Origin of the sequence: uncultured Fretibacterium sp., assembly GCF_938030725.1 — a bacterium.
In the GTDB taxonomy this organism is placed as follows: Bacteria; Synergistota; Synergistia; order Synergistales; family Aminobacteriaceae; genus Fretibacterium.
In genome coordinates this window covers 1-2,556 of record NZ_CALHIQ010000119.1, presented here as the reverse complement: position 1 = coordinate 2,556, position 2,556 = coordinate 1, and the positions used below count along the sequence as shown (strand labels likewise).

Genomic DNA, 2,556 nt, shown 5'->3' with positions numbered 1-2,556 from the left:
CGGCGCTGCGGGAGCTCCGTCCGGGGCACCTGTGCGGCTGCCCGATGGCGTAGGCCGTCCGACGTCGGACGAGCGGGGAAGCGATACATTTTATGAAGGATCGGGAAAAGAGGATCTTCGACTGGCTCTCGGCCCATAAAGAGGACATCATCGCCGACCTGCTGGCGCTGGTCCGCTCGGAGTCCCCTACGGGGGACAAGGCCGCCGTGGACGCCTGTGGAAGGGTGCTGGCCTCGCTCTATCGGGACCGCCTTGGCGCCGTGTCCCGGACGGTCCCGCAGACGGAGGCGGGGGACCACCTGGTGACGGAGGTCGGGGAGGGGGAGCGCACCCTCCTGATCGTCGGGCACATCGACACGGTGCACCCCGTGGGCTCCGTGCCCGTCCGTCGGGAGGGGGACGTGCTCTACGGCCCCGGCGTCATCGACATGAAGGGCGGCGACATCGCCGTCGTCTGGGCCCTGAAGGTGCTGAAGGACCTGGGCCTCCCCCTCGACAAGAGGGTCCGCATCGTCAACAACTCCGACGAGGAGACGGGCTCCAAGAGTTCGCGGGACCTGCTGCTCGACTGCGCGCGGGGGGCCTGCGCCTGCATCGTTCCGGAGCCGGCCACCTGCCCCGACGGGAAGGTCAAGCCCAGCCGCAAGGGCGGCGGGGAGATCGTCGTCCGATGCCGCGGTAGAGCGGCCCACGCCGGCAACAATCCCCAGGAGGGCGTCGACGCCAACGTGGAGCTGGCACACCAGATCATCTACCTCAAGGGCCTGTCGGACTACGGGGGGAAGGGCAGCACCTACAGCCCCGGCGTCATATCGGGCGGCAAGGCCGTCAACGTCGTCAGCGACTACGCGGAGGCGACCGTGGACTGGCGCATGTGCGTCCCGGAGGAGATTCCCCGCACGCGGAAGCTCCTCGCGGAGCGGAAGGCCGTCCTGCCCGGCGCACAGGTGGAGTTCGAGGTCAGGGTGGGGCACCCTCCGCTAGCGGAGAACGCGCGGAACCTCGCCCTGCTGGAGCTCTTGAAGCGGTGCGGGGCGGACTTGGACATGAGGATCGAGGCGGCGCCCATGGTGGGCGGCTGCTCGGACGGCAACGACATCTCGGACGCCGGGGTCCCCACCATCGACGGCATGGGCATGGTTGGAAACTTCATCCACAACCCGCAGGAGCAGCTCTTCCTGGAGCACCTGGTGCCCCGCGTCGCCCTCCTGGCCGTGCTGATCTTGAGGGTGTGAACCGCGGAGCGCTCTGTCCGAAGCGGACAGGCGATCGCGAGCGGAGTTGATAGATGCGTCTATGCGTATCGGGTCGCGCGAGAGCGCGAGGTTTGGGCAAGGCCCGTTTTTTCAATATTCTTAGGGAGGTCGTGTGTTGATGAAGGGAAAGAAGTGGTTTCTTGCGCTGGCGACCGTGCTGTGCCTGATGGGGACGGCATGGGCCGGGGAGAAGGAGATCGTCCACAACCTGGGGGTCGAGCCCCGGACGATCGACCCCGTGCTGAACAACGCGGTGGACGGATCGAACGTGATCTACAACCTTTTTGAGGGCCTGGTGCACATCGGCTTCGACGACGCGCCGGAGGCGGGGTGCGCTGAGAGCTGGGAGGTTTCCGAGGACGGGATGTCCTGGACGTTCCACCTGCGGAAGGGCCTGAAGTGGTCCGACGGCAAGCCCATGACGGCGGAGGACTTCCGCTACGGCTTCCTGCGTGCGATTACCCCGGAGAACGCATCGCCCTACGCCCACCTGGGCTTCTTCATCAAGAACGGAGAGGCGTTCTTCAACGGAAAGGCCAAGGCCGAGGAGGTGGGGCTGGTCGCGGTGGACGACGTCACGTTCCGCATCGACCTGGAGTACCAGACGCCCCTGATGCTGGACTACCTGTCCTACCACATCTTCTATCCGGCGCGGGCCGACGTGATCGAGGCGGACCCCCGCGGCTGGACGTCCAAGCCTGAGACGGCCCTGGGCAACGGCCCCTTCATGCTGGCCGACTGGCAGCACAACAGCGAGATGACTCTGGTGAAGAACCCCCACTACTGGGACGCGGACAACGTGAAGATCGACAAGGTCCGCCTGGTCATGATCACGGACTCCAACACCGCCCTGGCGGCCTTCAAGGCGAAGAAGATCGATCTGCTTGACCGGATTCCGCCGCAGATGACGCCGCAGCTCATCAAGAGCGGCGAGGCGAAGGTGGCCCCGACGCTGGGCACCTCCTTCTCCGTCTTCAACGTCACGCGGGCCCCGTTCGACAACCCGCTGGTCCGCCGCGCCTTCACGCTGGCGGTGGACCGCACGGTCATGGCGGAGAAGGTGGCCATGGGCGGACAGAAGCCCGCCGTGGCCTTCATCCCCTACGGCATCCCCGGAGTGGAGCCGGAAAAGGACTTCCGGGCGGAGGGCGGAACCTTCCTGCCCGATCGGGCCGACGTGGAGCAGGCGAAGAAGCTCCTGGCCGAGGCGGGCTATCCGGACGGGAAGGGCTTCCCCAAGGTCGTCTACAAGTACAACCTGAACCCCATCAACAAGGCCATCGCCGAGGCGCTCCAGGCC

At 66.5% G+C, this 2,556-nt stretch carries 2 protein-coding genes; both read left to right on the top strand.

Annotated features, from left to right (window positions below; translation table 11 throughout):
• Window positions 1–92: 92 nt before the first annotated feature.
• A complete protein-coding gene (locus tag Q0629_RS06910) occupies window positions 93–1,235 on the top strand; it encodes a M20/M25/M40 family metallo-hydrolase (RefSeq protein WP_298780613.1) in 1,143 nt (380 codons plus the stop codon).
• Between the two features lie 139 nt (window positions 1,236–1,374).
• A partial coding sequence (locus tag Q0629_RS06905; RefSeq protein WP_298780610.1) for a peptide ABC transporter substrate-binding protein occupies window positions 1,375–2,556 on the top strand: 1,182 nt, incomplete at its 3' end.